The organism is Janthinobacterium sp. GW821-FHT03C08 (assembly GCF_059420905.1).
Genome location: NZ_JBWKUP010000008.1, coordinates 289,039 through 303,490 on the forward strand (window position 1 = coordinate 289,039; position 14,452 = coordinate 303,490).

21 protein-coding genes are annotated in these 14,452 nt (G+C 65.6%); 11 read left to right on the top strand and 10 right to left on the bottom strand.

Annotated elements, in window-relative coordinates; genetic code table 11:
• Positions 1-177: 177 nt before the first annotated feature.
• Positions 178-1,005 carry a hypothetical protein gene (locus AC07VL_RS13840; RefSeq protein ID WP_494806385.1) on the top strand — a complete coding sequence of 276 codons (828 nt, stop codon included), beginning with the start codon at positions 178-180 and terminating at the stop codon, positions 1,003-1,005.
• Here AC07VL_RS13840 and AC07VL_RS13845 read toward each other — a convergent pair.
• Together AC07VL_RS13845 and folE2 are read right to left on the bottom strand one after the other, a co-directional pair.
• Entirely contained in the window at positions 1,002-1,172 is a 171-nt protein-coding gene (locus AC07VL_RS13845; protein WP_494806386.1) for a hypothetical protein, read from the bottom strand. The genes AC07VL_RS13840 and AC07VL_RS13845 overlap by 4 nt on opposite strands.
• 21 nt (positions 1,173-1,193) lie before the next feature.
• The gene (gene folE2 / locus AC07VL_RS13850) at positions 1,194-2,102 is read right to left on the bottom strand and encodes a GTP cyclohydrolase FolE2 (protein WP_494806387.1); all 909 of its coding nucleotides are present in this window, start codon (positions 2,100-2,102) and stop codon (positions 1,194-1,196) included.
• Between the two features lie 164 nt (positions 2,103-2,266).
• Here folE2 and AC07VL_RS13855 point away from each other — a divergent pair, with 164 nt between their 5' ends.
• The 4 genes from AC07VL_RS13855 (at position 2,267) to AC07VL_RS13870 (ending at position 3,790) form a co-directional block, all read left to right on the top strand.
• On the top strand, positions 2,267-2,623 hold the full coding sequence (locus tag AC07VL_RS13855; protein ID WP_494806388.1) for a VOC family protein: 357 nt from the start codon (positions 2,267-2,269) through the stop codon (positions 2,621-2,623).
• Positions 2,624-2,693: 70 nt separating this feature from the next.
• Positions 2,694-3,023: an ArsR/SmtB family transcription factor gene (locus AC07VL_RS13860; protein ID WP_494806389.1), complete on the top strand. Its 330-nt coding sequence runs from the start codon at positions 2,694-2,696 to the stop codon at positions 3,021-3,023.
• A gap of 11 nt (positions 3,024-3,034) precedes the next feature.
• Positions 3,035-3,292 (top strand): hypothetical protein, encoded by a 258-nt coding sequence (locus AC07VL_RS13865; RefSeq protein WP_494806390.1) that lies wholly within the window; start codon positions 3,035-3,037, stop codon positions 3,290-3,292.
• A 57-nt stretch (positions 3,293-3,349) separates the two neighbouring features.
• Positions 3,350-3,790, top strand: a complete 441-nt coding sequence (locus AC07VL_RS13870) for a hypothetical protein (protein ID WP_494806391.1) — start codon at positions 3,350-3,352, stop codon at positions 3,788-3,790.
• Here the strand turns inward: AC07VL_RS13870 and alkB are convergent.
• On the bottom strand, positions 3,787-4,449 hold the full coding sequence (gene alkB / locus AC07VL_RS13875; protein ID WP_494806392.1) for a DNA oxidative demethylase AlkB: 663 nt from the start codon (positions 4,447-4,449) through the stop codon (positions 3,787-3,789). The two genes, AC07VL_RS13870 and alkB, sit on opposite strands and share 4 nt — an antisense overlap.
• A 79-nt stretch (positions 4,450-4,528) precedes the next feature.
• On the opposite strand from alkB, the gene AC07VL_RS13880 reads away from it, so the two are divergent.
• Positions 4,529-5,026: a heme-degrading domain-containing protein gene (locus tag AC07VL_RS13880; RefSeq protein ID WP_494806393.1), complete on the top strand. Its 498-nt coding sequence runs from the start codon at positions 4,529-4,531 to the stop codon at positions 5,024-5,026.
• Here AC07VL_RS13880 and AC07VL_RS13885 read toward each other — a convergent pair whose 3' ends face one another.
• From AC07VL_RS13885 to AC07VL_RS13900, 4 genes are read right to left on the bottom strand one after another with little or no spacing between them, the layout of a single operon-like run.
• On the bottom strand, positions 5,027-5,719 hold the full coding sequence (locus AC07VL_RS13885; RefSeq protein ID WP_494806394.1) for an aspartate/glutamate racemase family protein: 693 nt from the start codon (positions 5,717-5,719) through the stop codon (positions 5,027-5,029).
• Between the two features lie 17 nt (positions 5,720-5,736).
• A complete protein-coding gene (locus tag AC07VL_RS13890; protein ID WP_494806395.1) occupies positions 5,737-6,504 on the bottom strand; it encodes an SDR family NAD(P)-dependent oxidoreductase in 768 nt (255 codons plus the stop codon).
• On the bottom strand, positions 6,479-7,207 hold the full coding sequence (locus AC07VL_RS13895) for a GntR family transcriptional regulator (protein WP_494806396.1): 729 nt from the start codon (positions 7,205-7,207) through the stop codon (positions 6,479-6,481). Before AC07VL_RS13895 ends, AC07VL_RS13890 begins: the two co-directional genes overlap by 26 nt.
• Complete coding sequence (locus AC07VL_RS13900; RefSeq protein WP_494806397.1) at positions 7,204-7,353, bottom strand: hypothetical protein; 150 nt, start codon at positions 7,351-7,353, stop codon at positions 7,204-7,206. Before AC07VL_RS13900 ends, AC07VL_RS13895 begins: the two co-directional genes overlap by 4 nt.
• A gap of 14 nt (positions 7,354-7,367) precedes the next feature.
• Here AC07VL_RS13900 and AC07VL_RS13905 point away from each other — a divergent pair, with 14 nt between their 5' ends.
• Positions 7,368-7,820, top strand: coding sequence for an acyl-CoA thioesterase (locus tag AC07VL_RS13905; protein WP_494806398.1), 453 nt, complete (start codon positions 7,368-7,370; stop codon positions 7,818-7,820).
• On the opposite strand, the gene AC07VL_RS13910 is transcribed toward AC07VL_RS13905, so the two are convergent.
• Positions 7,817-8,500 (bottom strand): YoaK family protein, encoded by a 684-nt coding sequence (locus tag AC07VL_RS13910; protein ID WP_494806399.1) that lies wholly within the window; start codon positions 8,498-8,500, stop codon positions 7,817-7,819. The two genes, AC07VL_RS13905 and AC07VL_RS13910, sit on opposite strands and share 4 nt — an antisense overlap.
• A 189-nt stretch (positions 8,501-8,689) precedes the next feature.
• Here AC07VL_RS13910 and AC07VL_RS13915 point away from each other — a divergent pair, with 189 nt between their 5' ends.
• From AC07VL_RS13915 to AC07VL_RS13930, 4 genes are all read left to right on the top strand, one after another.
• The gene (locus AC07VL_RS13915; protein ID WP_494806400.1) at positions 8,690-10,054 is read left to right on the top strand and encodes an amino acid permease; all 1,365 of its coding nucleotides are present in this window, start codon (positions 8,690-8,692) and stop codon (positions 10,052-10,054) included.
• 615 nt (positions 10,055-10,669) lie between these two features.
• The gene (locus tag AC07VL_RS13920) at positions 10,670-11,383 is read left to right on the top strand and encodes a phage tail protein (protein WP_494806401.1); all 714 of its coding nucleotides are present in this window, start codon (positions 10,670-10,672) and stop codon (positions 11,381-11,383) included.
• 243 nt (positions 11,384-11,626) lie between these two features.
• Positions 11,627-12,316 (top strand): phage tail protein, encoded by a 690-nt coding sequence (locus tag AC07VL_RS13925; RefSeq protein ID WP_494806402.1) that lies wholly within the window; start codon positions 11,627-11,629, stop codon positions 12,314-12,316.
• Between the two features lie 97 nt (positions 12,317-12,413).
• Positions 12,414-13,127 (top strand): phage tail protein, encoded by a 714-nt coding sequence (locus AC07VL_RS13930; RefSeq protein WP_494806403.1) that lies wholly within the window; start codon positions 12,414-12,416, stop codon positions 13,125-13,127.
• 9 nt (positions 13,128-13,136) lie between these two features.
• Here the strand turns inward: AC07VL_RS13930 and AC07VL_RS13935 are convergent, their stop codons facing one another.
• Both AC07VL_RS13935 and AC07VL_RS13940 read right to left on the bottom strand, forming a co-directional pair.
• Positions 13,137-14,120 (bottom strand): SAM-dependent methyltransferase, encoded by a 984-nt coding sequence (locus AC07VL_RS13935; protein WP_494806404.1) that lies wholly within the window; start codon positions 14,118-14,120, stop codon positions 13,137-13,139.
• Positions 14,117-14,428, bottom strand: a complete 312-nt coding sequence (locus AC07VL_RS13940) for a DUF6916 family protein (RefSeq protein ID WP_290599632.1) — start codon at positions 14,426-14,428, stop codon at positions 14,117-14,119. The genes AC07VL_RS13935 and AC07VL_RS13940 overlap by 4 nt, the downstream gene beginning before the upstream one ends.
• Positions 14,429-14,452 lie beyond the last annotated feature (24 nt).

Below are 14,452 nucleotides of genomic sequence, written 5' to 3' on the forward strand. Positions count from 1 at the left end.
TATACACTATGCAACAATTATCTTTATTGCTACTATTTACCGATAAAAACCTTCATTCCCGTCCTGCTGTTGTCGCTGGCCAGTACCACGGCAGGCGCCGCCGGCTACGCCGTGCCGCCCGGCTCGGTCGCGCAACGGGGCCACCCCCATTCGCCCTACCATATGCGGGAAAATGGCTTGCGCCACCTGAATATGAGCATCACTGGCGTGGAGCAGGAAAGCATGGAACTGGTGCTGATCGGCACCATCGACGTGGGCATGGCGCAGGCCGTCAAGGACCTTAGCGGGCGCTATCCCATACAGGCCGTCGTCGTCGACTCCTATGGCGGCAATATCGACAGTGCCATGGATATCGCAGCCATCCTGCGCGCGAAGAAGCTGGACCTGATCGTCGACGGGCGCTACCTGTCCGCCTGCGCCAACTACCTGTTTCCCGCCGCCGCGCGCAAGACCGTGCTGCCCGGCTCCGTCGTCGGCATCCACAACATCCGCGCCATCTACCAAGACAAGGGCGCCGTCACCCTGGTGCCGGCCACCGATGCGGCCCGGCTGTTTCAAAGCAGGGGCGACATGGGCAGCCTCGAACAATTCCAGCGCACGCAGCGCCGCGAACAGGCGTTTTACCGCGACTTGGGCATACGGCAGGACAATTACCAGGCCTACCTGCGCTACCTGGCCAACCGCAAGGCCAACTTCGGCACAGAAACGATTGCGCCCAGGGAAGCCACGCACGACGGCTGCCCGCCCGTCGAGATGTGGGCGCTGGACCGTGCGCAGCTCGAAGCGATGGGCGTGAAGGGCATCGGCGAATTCTGGTTCCCCGCCACCGACGCGGAAAAACAGGCACTGGCGCTCGACCTGGCTTTGTCGCCCACCTTTCTGTACTACGGCAGCGCCAAGGGCATGGCGCAGCTGTGCAGCGCGCCTCCCGACGCATGGTCAAGGCTGGCACGGCGTTTCAAGGAAGCCTATGCCGGCTGGCAGGGGCACGGCCAGGCACGCTAAGGCCGGATGGTCGATGCCGGCGGCGGGAGATCATGCTTCAGGCGCTCTTCCTCCAGTTCATCCATCCCCAGTTTTTCCTCGTCGATCAGCGCGTGCTCGCGCCGCGCGCGCTCCAGTTCCTGCTCCAGGCTGCCATCCATGGCGTCCTGCTCGATTTTCTCCGGCATGCCGTTCTCCTCCAGAAATGATTAAAAGACGCCCGCCTGCGCCACGGCGTCGTGCGGATGCAGGCTTTCCATATGCCGCACGGAAACGCCAGCCTGCGCATAGTGTGGCGCCAGCGCCGCCTGCACGCGGCGGGCCGCATCTTCCACGTACATCAGATTAGCACCATTGAGGCGCGCGAAGGCCTGTTCATCGGCGCGTTTCACGGCCGTCTGCAGCGGCGTGGCCAGCGCCGCCTCGACCAGGTCGATCAGGGGGAACAGGTCCAGCTCCGCTGTGCCATCGAGAGACAGGGTGACGCTGGCCGTGCTGCGCTGGCTGTGCGGCGTGGCCAGGCTGGCGTGCTCGCGCAGCCAGTCGCGGGCGGCGGCGCCATCGATGCCGCCCGTACCAAAGCGCGCCGCAAAGCCGTCGGCCACCAGTTGCCGCGCCAGCGCCGCCGAACAGGGACAGGTCGACGAATAGCCGACCTCCACGGCCAGGGTCATGGCCAGGCCGCGCGGCGAGAGCGTGGCCTGCAGGCGCACGGGATACGACTTCCAGCCTGCCAGGCCGGCCGTCAGCAACGCTGGCTGGCGCCGCAGCACGGGAAAGGCCAGCACGATGCGCGCCTGCGTGCTGGCGCAATCGGCGTGACTGTCCACCATGCGCCGCAGCAGCGCCGCCAGCTCGCCCGCGTCGAGGGGCCCGGCGGCGGCAAACGCGTCGAGCAGCCGGTACAGGCGCGACATGTGAATGCCCTTCACTCGCGGGTCGGGCAAATCCACGTGCACGTCCGCCCAGGCATGGACCTGCTGCGCCTGCCCCCCCTCTTCCAGCCACAAAGGCAAGGCGATGCCCTGCATGCCCACCCATTCCAGGGGCAAGGGACTGCCGGCATTGCCGCCGGCGGCGACATCGGGCAAGGGTGCTGCGTGGTCATCGCGTTTCATGAAAATTCATCCTGGATATGCAAGTTAATTGCATATGATGCAGACATTCCCTCTTATTTGCAAGATAGTTGCATTTTAAGTGACGGACACGGTGCGCAGCCGCACGGAAAATGCCTGTGTCATGGCGCTATCTTGAAGCTCGCCCTCGATCAAGGAGATGCATCATGCCCATCCTGAACGCCATCGCCAGCCTCGCCGTGCGCGACTTGCACGCGGCAAGCACCTGGTATGCCAGCCTGCTGGACAGGGAAGCCGACAGCCGGCCCCTGCTGGAAGTAGCCGAATGGAAATTTGACCGGGGCGGCGGGCTGCAGCTGTACCAGCAGCCCGAGCGCGCCGGCGGCGGCTCCGTCACCCTGGCCGTCGACGATATCGGCCTGCTGGCCACCCATCTGCAGCAGCTGAACGTGGCGCACGGCGCGCCGACGAAGACGGCGCAGGTGCACACCATCATGCTCACCGACCCGGACGGCAACCATCTCGCCTTCGCCCAGACAGGGCCGCACGCGACGGCACCCTAGGCCCCGCGCCTGCCGCAACGCAGCGCATAATTCGCTTGACTCGCTGTCACGTGTCAGATAATGTTGACACATGACAGATTCAAACACACCACCGACCGGAGACCGCCTGCTGGCCATGCTGGCGGCGCTCGACAACCCGCACCGGCTGCGCATCGTCGCCGCGCTGGCCACGGGCGGGCGCAACTACATCAGCCAGCTGGCGCGCGACCTGGGCATCAGCCGTCCGCTGCTGCACCTGCACCTGCAAAAGCTGGAAAGCGCGGGCCTGGTCAGCAGCCAGCTGGAACTGTCGCACGACGGCAAGGCCCTCAATTATTTTGAAGCCAGCCCGTTTCAACTGCTGCTCACGCCGGCCAGCATCGCCACGGCCGCGTCGTCGCTTACCCCCAACCCTGAATAACCGAGGCCATCATGACTGAAAATGCTTTTTTCGCGGCGTTCTTCTTTAGCTGCACCGCCGCCGTCCTCATCTTCGCCTTCAAATATGCTTCCGGCGTGGCGCAAGCCCGCGCGCGGCTGGCGCAGGACGGCGCCTATCAGGAACTGGCCCAGTCCATGGCAGCCGCGCAGGCGGAAACGGCGGCCGCGCTGGCGGCACTGCGCGCGTCCGTGGCGCAGATCGAGGCCCGCCTGGGCAGCCTGGAAAAGATACTCAAGGAAGTCGAGTAAGCGGGAAGTCCCGCAATGTCAGCCGCACATCCCCCATCACGCCAAGGAGCGAACACCATGAACACCGTATCGACCGCCCGCCTGTATGCGCTACGCGCCATGTATCTGCTGGTCGTCCTGGGGCTGGGCAGCGTGCTGTGGCCCGGCATCGTCCAGCCGCACGCGCCGTGGGAGCTGGCGCGCGGCACCGTCAACTGCATGCTGGCCGCGTTCTCGTTGCTATGTCTGCTGGGCTTGCGCTACCCGCTGCAGATGCTGCCCGTGCTGCTGTGGGAAGCGCTGTGGAAGACCATCTGGCTGCTGCTCGTGCCGCTGCCGCAATGGCTCAATGGCAGCCTCGATGCCGCCACCGCGGCCACCGCCTTCGAATGCGCGTTCGTCGTGCTGGTGTACCTGGCCATCCCGTGGCGCCATGTGTATGCGCACTACGTGGCCAGGCCGGCAACGCCCTGGCGCGCGCAGCGGGCGCAGGCGGCACATGAGGCGCCTGTGGCCTAACTGGCCTTGCGAAAGGTCAGATTGATGCGCTGCGCGCCCAGCCGCGCGTGTTCGCCCTCCTTCAATGGCGCCACGCCGTGAAAGCGCAGCCGGTCCGCACCGCCCCACACCACCACGTCGCCATGCAGCAGGACGATGCGTTCCGCCCTGTCGGCCCGCCCGGCGCCGCCAAACAGGAAGGTGGCGGGCAGTCCCAGCGAGACGGAAACGATGGGCGCGTTGAAATCGCACTCGTCGCGGTCCTGGTGCAGGGCCATGCGCGCACCGGGCGCATAGCGGTTGACCAGGCAGGCGTCGGGCGTGAAATCGGGATAGCCGGCCGCCAGCGCCGCCTGCTGCGCCAGGCGCAGGAAAACGGGCGGCATGGCGGGCCAGGCAAGGCCGCTGGCGGGGTCGCGCCGCGCATAGCGGTAGCCGCGTCCGTCCGTGATCCAGCCCAGGGAGCCGCAATTGCTCATGGCGACCGACATGCGCAGGCCGCCCGGCGTGGCCATGTGGCGCAGGGGCGCCGCCTGCACGATGGCGTCCAGCGCCGCCAGCACGGCGTCGACGTGGGGCAGCGCAAAGCCGCGCAGCAGCCAGGATGCGCGCGTGCCCGGCACGAGGGGCGCGGGCGCGGCCGGGAATTGCTCTTCATCGGCAAACAGGGACAGGTTCATGCCGCCTATTGTAGGCCCGGCGCGCAAAAAGCGCGCGCCGCCGCGCCAGGGTGCGCTACAGTAGCGCTTCCAGCCACTCTTGCCTACTTTCACGATGGATCATTACGCCGATTTGCTGCACACCCTGGCGCAGCAGGAAGAAACCCTGCAGTTCAAGCGTTTCGACAACGATGACGCGCTGGCCGTGGGCCTGTGGATCGTCGAGGACGTGCGCCGGCGCGGCAAGGCCGTCACCGTCAACATCACGCGCAACGGCCAGGTCCTGTTCCACCACGCCATGACGGGTGCCACGGCCGACCAGGCGGACTGGATACGTCGCAAGAACAACACGGTGCAGCGCTTTTGCCGCAGTTCCTATTACATGGGCATCTCGTACAAGAGCCGCGGCAGCACCTTCGAGGACGTGAAATACCTCGACGACGTCGAATACGCGGGCCATGGCGGCGCCTTTCCCCTGCTGATACGCGGTGTGGGGCTGGTCGGCACCGTCACCGTCTCTGGCCTGGCGCAGGCGGACGACCATGCGCTGGTGGTGGCCGCGCTGCAGGCGCAGCTGGACACGCAGCGGAATAAGTAGTCAGGCGTCCAGCGCCCGGCGCAGGGCCGCGCGCGCCAGCAAGCGCGTGGAATCGAGGGTCGGCAGCGGCGAATTGGCGTCGCCGATGATCAGCGGGATTTCCGTGCAGCCGAGGATGACGGCATCGCAGCCCTGCTCGCGCAAGCCGGCGATGATGGCCTGGAAGCGCGCCACGCTGTCCGGCTTGACCACGCCCGGCACCAGCTCCTCCATGATGATGCGGTTGATTTCGCTGCGCTCGTCCTCGCCCGGCCGCACGCAATCGATGCCGCGCGTGGCCAGCCTGTCCGGATACACGGCGCTGTCGACCAGCCAGCGCGTGCCCGTCAAGCCCACGCGCCGGTAACCGCGCGCAGCCGCCTCGCTGGCCACCACGTCCGCGATATGCAGCCAGGGCAGCGGCGAACGGGGCGCCACCAGCTCGAATGCCTGGTGGATGGTGTTGTCGGGGCAGATCAGGAAATCGGCGCCCGCCGCGGCCAGCTTGTGCGCCGACACCAGCATCAGTTCGGCCACGCCGGCCAGATCGCCCCCGTTCAGGCAAGCCACATAGCGCGCCAGCGGCGGCGTGTGCAGCGTCACTTCCGGATGTTCATACGCCCCCAGCGCATGCGCGCCCTCTTCGCAAATCGTGCGGTAGCACAGGGCCGCGCCTTCGGCCGAACAGCCGACGATGCCGATATGTCGTGTCATGCGATCTTCCTTGTCAGTTAAATGCGCTGGCCGCCGTCGATGGGAATTTCCGCGCCCGTGATGTACGAGGCGCGCTCGCTGCATAAAAACTCCACCAGGTCCGCCACCTCGGCCGTCGTGCCCAGGCGCCGCAGGGGGATTTGCGTGTCGACGATGTGCGAGGTGCCCGGCGACAGGATGGCCGTGTCGATCTCGCCCGGCGCGATGGCATTGACGCGCACGTTCATGGGCGCCATGTCGTTGGCCATTTCGCGCGTCAGCGAGGCCAGCGCCGCCTTCGAGCTGGCGTAGGCGGAGCCGGCAAACGGGTGCACGCGGTAGCCGGCGATGGAGCACAGGTTCACGACGGCGCCGTGCGCATTCGACAATTCCTGCGCAAAGCCGCGCGTGAGCGCCAGCGGCGCAAAGAAATTCGTGTTGTACATGGCTTGCCACGTCTGCATGTCGGTGGTCAGCGAATTGACGCGCGAACCGCCCGGCCCCTTCGGCGACACGCCCGCGTTGTTCACCAGCGCGTGCAGCTTGCCGTCGCCGAGCATGGGGCGCAGGGTATCGACCATCTGCCCGATCTGGCTCAGGTCCGACAGGTCCATGCAAAAGTGCGTGTTGTGCTCCTGGCTGCGCGGGCAGCCGCCCGGTATCGGGCTGCGCGAGACGGTGATGACGCGCCAGCCCAGGCTGCGGAAGCGCTCGGCGACGGCGTGGCCGATGCCGCGGCTGGCGCCCGTGACGATGGCGGTTTTGCGTTCAGTATCCGGTTCAGTCTTGTGCGGATGATGCGTCATGTGCTTCCTTGTCTTGTTCTGTTGCGCCGGCGTGGATGCGCTCCTGGCGCATGACATGCGCCAGCATCTGCGCGCCGCCGTCGAGGATGTCCTGTTCGATGGCGCGCCGCGCGGCCGCGCCGTCGCGCTGGCGCAGCGCAACGATGATGGCGTGGTGGTGGCCCACCCGCATGTCGGGCGAAAAGGCGGCATAGCCGGCGGCGATCAGGGGCGCCGTCTGCATCCACAGGTGGTCGACGAAGCGTTTTAACGTCGGCATGCCGGCCGCCTGCGCCAGGCCCAGGTGAAACGCCTGGTTACATTGCAGGGCCGCCGCCAGGTCGTGCCGGGCGATGGCCTCTTCATTTGCCAGCAGCAGGCGTTCCAGGTCGGCCAGGCTGGCGTCGTCGATGCGCCGCGCCGCCTCGAACGCGCCCAGGCCTTCCAGCTCCAGGCGCAGGGCGCGGATTTCCAGGTAGCGCGCCACGCTCAGCACGGGCACGCGGAAGTCGCGCGGCGAGCGCAGCACCAGCGCCTCTTCCTGCACCAGCTGCAGCATGGCGTCGCGCACGGGCGTGACGCTGGTACCGAGCTGCAGCGCCAGCTCGCGGATGCGCAGGCGGTCGTTGGGCTGGAAGCGCCCGGCCGCCAGCGCCTCGCGCAAGGTGACATACACGGACTTGCCCAGGTTGACGTGCGACAGATTGTCCAGTTGGTGCTTCATGGCTGCTTCATGGCCGGTGCATGCGTGCTGTCTTTCAAAGATGATGCATCATACATCAGGAAGAAAAATGCTGCCGCGCCTGGCGTGCGCGCCGGGCAGGAAATGCCACCGGCACGTACAATCTGCGCGGACAGCATCGACAGCATCGAAAGGAACACACTTGAACTGGGATTATCCACACGCCTGCACCCTGCCCGTCACACCCTCGGCGGACGATATCGACGGCTTGCAGCACACCAACAACGCCGTGTACGTGCGCTGGTGCGAGCACATCGCCTGGCACCATTCCGCCGCCCTGGGGCTGGACCTGGACGACTACCGGCGCCTGGACCGGGCCATGGCGATCCGCCGCGGCGAGTACGACTACCTGCTGCCCACCCGGGCCGGCGAAGCCCTGACCCTGGCCACCTGGCTGTGCGCCAGCGACGGGCGCTCCAGCATGGAGCGGCGCTTCCAGTTGGTGCGCGACAGCGACGGCGCCACCGTCGTGCGCGGCCGCTGGGAGTTGATCTGTATCGAATTGAGCAGCGGTCGCGCGCGCCGCCTGCCGCCCGAGTTCCTGGCCGTGTACGAACCGGCCATCGTCGCGGCAAGCGGCGGCAGCGGCAGCTAGGCCGGCAGGCGCGCCGGTTCCAGCGCCATCAGCACCAGCAGTATCGCCAGCGGCACGGCCAGCGCGGCAAAGCCCACGGCCAGGTAGGTAAAGGCGGCCAGGATGGCGCCGGCGGCAAAGCCCAGCAGGGGCCAGAAGAATTTGACGCAGCGGTCGCGCGTGGCGCCGTCGGCCGCGCCGCGCAGCACGTCCACGCTGTCGATGACGATTTGCGTCACGTTGCCGGTCATCATGGAGGTCGGCGCCAGGTGCGCCAGCAGCAGCCGGCTGATGGCGCTGTGCGCGCCCATGCCGGCCGCGCCGAACAGTCCCGCCGTCATGGCCAGCGCGCCCGGCTCCGGCCCCAGCGGTTCGGCCAGCATGCCGCACACCATGAAGCCGAGCAGCAGCGCCAGCTCCAGCAGCAACGCCAGGCGCAGGGCCGGCCCGCCGCGGCGTTCGGCCGCCACGCTCAGCAGCCGCGCCGCCGCCACGCCGAGGATAAAGGCGGGAAAGGCCAGCAGTTTCAGGGCGATGGATGCATGCGTGGCCTTCGCCAGCGCCGCGCCGATGAGCACGAAGTTGCCCGTCACGTGGGCCGTGAACAGGCCGAACAGGGCGACAAAGCCCAGGGTGTCGACATAGCCGGCCAAAAAGCCCAGGCTGATGCCCTGCATGCGGCTGCGCTGCGCAAGATTCATACACACTCCTTGAAATTTGCCATCATGATACCGTGCCGCCATCGCGGACGGCAGGGGTTTTGCGCGCCGTTCGGCGAAGATGCGCGGCTTTTCTCGCGCCCCCGCAGTGCAACATGCATTTCGCTCCTGATTTGCCCGTGCATGCTTTAGAATCAGCGACCTCAGCCCCATAAAAACAGGATAAAACACATGACGGCAGTCGGGAATACCGAACCACAAGAGCTGAAGCGCGGCCTGAAAAGCCGCCATATCCAGCTCATCGCCCTGGGCGGCGCCATCGGCACCGGCCTGTTTCTGGGCATCGCACAAACCATCAAGATGGCCGGCCCTTCCGTGCTGCTGGGCTACGGCATCGCCGGCGTCATCGCCTTCCTGATCATGCGCCAGCTGGGCGAAATGGTGGTCGACGAGCCCGTCGCCGGCTCCTTCAGCTATTTTGCCGACAAGTACTGCGGCCATTTGCCCGGTTTCCTGTCGGGCTGGAATTACTGGGTGCTGTACGTGCTCGTCAGCATGGCCGAACTGACGGCCGTCGGCATCTACGTGCAGTACTGGTGGCCCGGCGTGCCCACGTGGGTCTCGGCGCTCCTCTTCTTTTGCGCCATCAATGCCATCAGCTTGTTGAACGTCAAGGCGTTTGGCGAAATGGAATTCTGGTTCGCCATCATCAAGGTGGTGGCCATCATCGGCATGATCGTCTTCGGCGCCTACCTGCTCGCCTCCGGCGACGCCGGACCGCAGGCGTCCGTGACCAACCTGTGGCAGCACGGCGGCTTCTTCCCGAATGGCTGGCAGGGACTGGTGATGGCCATGGCCGTCATCATGTTTTCCTTTGGCGGCCTGGAACTGGTGGGCATCACGGCAGCCGAGGCGGATGACCCGAGCACGACGATTCCGCGCGCCACCAACCAGGCCATCTACCGCATCCTGATCTTTTACATCGGCGCGCTGGGCATCCTGCTGTCGCTGTACCCGTGGCAAAACGTCGTCACCGGCGGCAGCCCCTTCGTGCTGATCTTCCATGCGCTCGACAGCAACCTGGTGGCCACGGCCCTGAACGTGGTGGTGCTGACGGCGGCGCTGTCCGTCTACAACAGCGGCGTGTACTGCAACACGCGCATGCTGTTCGGCCTGGCCAAGCAAGGCAATGCGCCGCGCGCGCTGCTGCACCTGAACCGCCGCGGCGTGCCGCTCGTGGCCCTGGGCGTGTCCGCGCTGGCCACCGGCGCCTGCGTGGTGGTGAATTACTTCATGCCGGGCGAAGCGTTCGAGGTGCTGATGGGCCTGGTGGTCTCGGCGCTGATCATCAATTGGGCCATGATCAGCTGGATCCACCTGCGCTTCCGCGCGCAAAAAAAGGCCGAGGGCAAGGCGACCCTGTTCCAGAGCCTGGGCTACCCGTTCACCAACTACCTGTGCCTGGCCTTCCTGGCCGGCATCCTGGTGATCATGTACCTGACGCCGGGCCTGCGCATCTCCGCCTACCTGATTCCCGTCTGGCTGGGCGCCCTGGGCATCGGCTACTGGATCAAGCAAAGCAAGGCGCAAGCCTGATCCGGCGCCAGCGCCCTTCCCTCCTGATGTTCCTGCATGCTCCTGCCGTTGCCGCCAGGAACACCTCCTCGTTCAGCGCCGCCAGCATCGGCTCGCGCTGAACGCACTTTTCCTCCAAGGTCAACCCTGCCTCGCCGGCCTGCTACGGCGCCTGCGCCAACGCCAGGTCGCCCAGCGGCGCATGCCCGCCCGGCATGGTGAGATCAGCCTCCGGCCGGCCCGCCTAAAGGCAGGCCGCATCAAATCATGGGGCCGCGTTTTTCTTGCCGGAGCTGCTACATGCGCCGTGTTGGCCAGGGCTTTGCAGCAGCGGCAATCGATGAAGTTTCACATTTATCAATAATAATATTCCCCAATAATTAATAGTGATATTTTTAAAATTTTGAATTAATATATCCACACCATGCCGCGCCGACTTAATCGGCAGCGAGACACTGCCGCATTCCATTTTCGAAAGGAAGAACATGCAAGCCTATGCCGCCAGCATAATCCATGCGGATTTTTCTTTTCTGCTTGCGGCAGGCTGATCCTTGCATGCAAACGCCCCAGCATCTTTCCCAGCGGTGCAGTCGCGCCGCCTGTCTTTTCATTCCCATCATTTGAAAGCGAACACGCATGGATCCGATTTTAGGTAGCGTCTTGTTGTGCCCCTACACCTTTGCACCGCAGGGCTGGATGTTTTGCCATGGCCAGATCCTCAACATTCAAAGCAATGCCGCGCTGTACGCGCTGATCGGCATGCAGTTTGGCGGCGACGGCAAGACCACCTTCGCCCTGCCCGACTTGCGCGGCCGCATCCCGGTGGCGGTCAACAGCACCGCCGCTGCCGACCGCATCGTCACCGCGCCCGTCACCAACCAGGGCGTCCCCACCCGGCCAGGCGTGGTGGGCGATACGCTGGGCCCCAACGTGCGCCTCGTCAGCACCGGCCCCGCCAACTTCACGCTGACGCAAGCCAACATGCCGGCACACACCCACGTCGCCACCGTGTCGAGCGCTCCGTCGGCGGTCACCGTGTCCCTGAGCGTCGCCCTGGACGAAGCCACCGATCCTGCGCCCACGGCAGGCGGCTACCTGGCCACTGCCGCATCGTCGGGCACTTCCGTCACCAATATGTATTTGCCCGCACTGGGCAACGCCGGCAGCGTCGCCCTGGCCAAAGCCACCGGGCAAGTCAGCTTCACCCCGACCGTCACCAACGCCAGCACCGGTACCGGCCAGCCGATCACCGCGCCGGTGACGCTGACGGCAAACAGCGCGCCGACGCCGCCCTTCCTGGCCATGCAATACATCATCGCCGTGCAGGGAGTTTTCCCTCAACGCAACTGATGACAACGCGGCATGCCTCAAGCCGCAGATATCATGCATTATTATTTACATATTTTCCATACCGTCGATATCGTCGCGTATGCCATTTTAAAAAACCACGCCATATTACATATGCCAGGAAAATGTTTTCAAAACTGACATAATATATACAGGCTGAATTCCCAGGTTGAATTCATTTCGTCCAGGCCGGCCTGGCGGTCCCGGCGACATAATATTAAAACTCTCATTTGAAAGGCAATCAACATGGATGCATTTGTCGGTACCATTCTTGCCGTAGGCTTTTCCTTTCCACCGCGCGGCTGGATGACGTGCAACGGCCAGTTGCTGAACATCAACAACAACGCGGCCCTGTTTGCATTGCTCGGTACGCAATATGGCGGCGACGGCGTCAACACCTTCGGCTTGCCCGATTTGCGCGGCCGCGTGGCCGTGGGTCAGAATCAGGACAACGTGTCAGGCCGCATTCCAGGCGTCAACGGCGCCGCCGGTGGCACCGTGGTCACCACGTTTACCGCACCCGGCGCCGGCTCCGCCACCGCCACCCTGACCGTCGCCAACTTGCCGTCCCACAACCATTCCGCGACGTTTACGGCTGGCGGCGGCACGCCCATGACCGTCGACATCAATGTCAGCACCGCCGATGGCACGTCAGCGGCACCGCTGGCCAGCGGCTACCTGGCCGCAGGCGCGACCGACGGCACCAGCACGCCATTCCTGTATGCCGCCGGCGGCACGCTGACCAAACTCAATGCCGCCACCGCGACGGTGACTGGCGGCAGTGGCGGCACGGTCACCGTCGGCAATACCGGCGGTGCTACCCCTGTGGTAGCGCCGGTCACCGTCTCCACCAGCGGCAACGTGGCCACCGTGCCACCGTTCCAGACGATACAGTACATCATCTGCATCAGTGGCATCTTCCCTAGCCGTAACTGAACCATGCGCCACACGCCGGGGCGCGCTGTGCCCCGGCGGCGCCTCTGCGGCAGCTTAATCCACCCATCTGCATTCTTTTCACTTCACCAGAGACACCATGGATCCACTTATCGGCAGCATCATGCTGGCAGCATTCCCTTTCGCACCGAAGGGCTGGATGTTTTGCAATGGCCAGTTACTGAACATCAACACCAACGCCGCGCTGTACGCGCTGCTTGGCACGCAGTTTGGCGGCGACGGCAGGACCACCTTCGCCCTACCCGACCTGCGCGGCCGCATTCCGGTTGCCCTGAACGACACAGCCGCGCCTGACCGCATCGTCACGGCGCCGGTCAATGGACAAGGCGCGCCGACGCGGGCGTCGCACAATGGCGACACGCTCGGTGACAACGTGCGCCTCGCCAGCGCCGGTACCGCCAACATCACATTGACGCCAGCCAACCTGCCCGCGCACACCCACGTCGCCACCGTGTCGAACCCCGCGGCGACGGTCAACGTCACCTTGAACGCCGCCCTGGACGAAGCCACCGATCCTGCGCCCACGGCGGGCGGCTACCTGGGCACTGCCGCATCGTCGGGCACTTCCGTCACCAATATGTATTTGCCCGCACTGGGTGCCGCCGGCAGCGTCGCCCTGGCCAACGCCACCGGGCAGGTCAGCTTCAGCCCGACCGTCACCAACGCCAGCACCGGTACCGGCCAGCCGATCACCGCGCCGGTGACGCTGACGGCAAAGAGCGCGCCGACGCCGCCCTTCCTGGCGATGAATTACCTGATCGCCATCGAGGGCTATTTCCCGATGCGTAACTAAGCAAGCCCCTCAGCGCATCACGTCGCACGCCAGGCCCGGCGTGCTGCCCAGCCGATAGGAAAAGGCCAGCGTTTCCGATCCCGTCAGTTGCGGCTTGCCGGGCAGGTGCAGCGGCAAATTCAGGCTGCAGTCATAGTCGTGCAGCACGATGTCGCCATGCACCTGGATGCGCGTGAGCAGTTTCGGCGCGTGCGCCAGCTGCGCCGGCAGGCGGATGCTGGCGGCCGGCAATGCGCTGCCGGCCTGCCCTTGCCATGCCAGGATGCTGGCGGCATTCACTTCAAAGATGCGGCCCCAGTCGGCGCACGGCTCGTCCATGGCGCGGCCTGGCAGGCCCAGGTGCACCGCGATGGCGGCAGGCACCAGTGCCGCCTGCGGCGCCTGCACGAACAGATTGCGCATGATGGCCACCTGCGGCTCCTTGCCCAATGCCGTATTCATGGTTTCACTGACGATCACGTCCGGCAGTGCATCGGGCGCAATGCGCCAGGTGGCGGCGTCGGCGCAGACGTAGGCCGCCACGTACGCGCCATAGCCGAGCTCTTCGATCAGCGCGCGCGCATAGCCGAGCGCATCCTCGTGCACTTCGAGGATGGTGAAGCGCAGCTGTTGTGGCGAAAAAATCGCCATCAGCGGCAAGGCCAGCAAGGCAAACGGGCCACAGCCCGCGTACAGCACCGAGACGGGCTTGTCGCCCGTCGGCGCAGCGCGGATAGCCGCCGCCAGGCCCTGGATGAAGGCGGCGCTGCGCAGCGGTTCACGCGCGCACAGCGCCGCTTGCACCGGTGAAATCGCCCAGCCGCTGGGCAAGATGCTCTCGCCCTCGGTCATGCGGTCCGAGCCCGCCATCGACAGCTGCGAATGGCGCTCGACAAAGGCCCGCAGCTGGCCCGTTTCGCCGATCAGCGAGGCCAGCGGGCGCGCCGGATCGGCGATGGCGCGGGCGATGTCCGCCAGTTCCGCCTGCCAGGCGGCGCGATCAGGCCCACTCACGACAGCGAGACCTGGTAGCACTGCTTGCCGAGCTCGCTGGGCTTGGCCGGCAACGGCGCCGAGATCGGCCACAGGTACAGCTCCAGCCGCCCCAGTTGCGCATGATCAAGCGTGTAATTTCCGTCTGACAACACCAGTTCGGCCGGACCCGCGAAGATCATGCTCAGCGGCGTGCGGAACTGGTCCGGCAAGCCGCGCCGCGGCAGTTCCTTCGCTTCGCTCAAGGTCAGCGGCACCACGCCGGCCGCCGTATGGGCCATGAAGACGCTGTCCACCAGGGGACCGATCAGTTCAAGAGTGATATTCATAGGGGAAATCCTGTAAATGTGATT

Excerpts from the sequence above, each read along its gene's own strand:
- AC07VL_RS13845 (WP_494806386.1), bottom strand. The coding sequence starts at position 1,172 with ATGCCGGAGAAAATCGAGCAGGACGCCATGGATGGCAGCCTGGAGCAG.
- alkB (WP_494806392.1), bottom strand. The coding sequence starts at position 4,449 with ATGAACCTGTCCCTGTTTGCCGATGAAGAGCAATTCCCGGCCGCGCCC.
- AC07VL_RS13910 (WP_494806399.1), bottom strand. The coding sequence starts at position 8,500 with ATGAATCTTGCGCAGCGCAGCCGCATGCAGGGCATCAGCCTGGGCTTT.
- AC07VL_RS13930 (WP_494806403.1), top strand. The coding sequence starts at position 12,414 with ATGGATCCACTTATCGGCAGCATCATGCTGGCAGCATTCCCTTTCGCA.
- AC07VL_RS13920 (WP_494806401.1), top strand. The coding sequence starts at position 10,670 with ATGGATCCGATTTTAGGTAGCGTCTTGTTGTGCCCCTACACCTTTGCA.
- AC07VL_RS13895 (WP_494806396.1), bottom strand. The coding sequence starts at position 7,207 with ATGAAGCACCAACTGGACAATCTGTCGCACGTCAACCTGGGCAAGTCC.
- AC07VL_RS13860 (WP_494806389.1), top strand. The coding sequence starts at position 2,694 with ATGACAGATTCAAACACACCACCGACCGGAGACCGCCTGCTGGCCATG.
- AC07VL_RS13900 (WP_494806397.1), bottom strand. The coding sequence starts at position 7,353 with ATGCTGTCGATGCTGTCCGCGCAGATTGTACGTGCCGGTGGCATTTCC.
- AC07VL_RS13865 (WP_494806390.1), top strand. The coding sequence starts at position 3,035 with ATGACTGAAAATGCTTTTTTCGCGGCGTTCTTCTTTAGCTGCACCGCC.
- AC07VL_RS13855 (WP_494806388.1), top strand. The coding sequence starts at position 2,267 with ATGCCCATCCTGAACGCCATCGCCAGCCTCGCCGTGCGCGACTTGCAC.
- AC07VL_RS13915 (WP_494806400.1), top strand. The coding sequence starts at position 8,690 with ATGACGGCAGTCGGGAATACCGAACCACAAGAGCTGAAGCGCGGCCTG.
- AC07VL_RS13885 (WP_494806394.1), bottom strand. The coding sequence starts at position 5,719 with ATGACACGACATATCGGCATCGTCGGCTGTTCGGCCGAAGGCGCGGCC.
- AC07VL_RS13870 (WP_494806391.1), top strand. The coding sequence starts at position 3,350 with ATGAACACCGTATCGACCGCCCGCCTGTATGCGCTACGCGCCATGTAT.
- AC07VL_RS13925 (WP_494806402.1), top strand. The coding sequence starts at position 11,627 with ATGGATGCATTTGTCGGTACCATTCTTGCCGTAGGCTTTTCCTTTCCA.
- folE2 (WP_494806387.1), bottom strand. The coding sequence starts at position 2,102 with ATGAAACGCGATGACCACGCAGCACCCTTGCCCGATGTCGCCGCCGGC.
- AC07VL_RS13890 (WP_494806395.1), bottom strand. The coding sequence starts at position 6,504 with ATGACGCATCATCCGCACAAGACTGAACCGGATACTGAACGCAAAACC.
- AC07VL_RS13940 (WP_290599632.1), bottom strand. The coding sequence starts at position 14,428 with ATGAATATCACTCTTGAACTGATCGGTCCCCTGGTGGACAGCGTCTTC.